Raw genomic sequence first — 241 nt, forward strand, 5'->3', positions numbered from 1 at the left:
AGACTGGCGAACTGAACCCAAAATCGGCCCATGCTGGCAACCCGTTTGTCTCAGTGCCGGTTGAGGTGATTGTTTCGGTCGGCAAGGCCCGCCCGCTGATCCGAGATCTCGTCAACCTTGGCGAAAATGCCATCCTCACTCTCGACAAGAAAGTCGAGGATCCGGTGGATCTCTATGTCGGCGACCGCCTCGTGGCACGTGGACAATTGGAAGAAATGGAAGGCGATCAGGCAGGTCAATT

Annotated in this window: 1 protein-coding gene; it reads left to right on the forward strand. The window is 56.0% G+C overall.

Translation table 11 applies throughout. The features are described from left to right. Positions 1-11: 11 nt before the first annotated feature. Positions 12-241: FliM/FliN family flagellar motor switch protein (locus O4G76_RS21495; RefSeq protein WP_269399111.1), on the forward strand; the 230-nt coding region annotated here is incomplete at its 3' end.

The sequence above is a fragment of the Limimaricola sp. G21655-S1 genome (genome assembly GCF_027213785.1).
GTDB lineage: Bacteria > Pseudomonadota > Alphaproteobacteria > Rhodobacterales > Rhodobacteraceae > Limimaricola.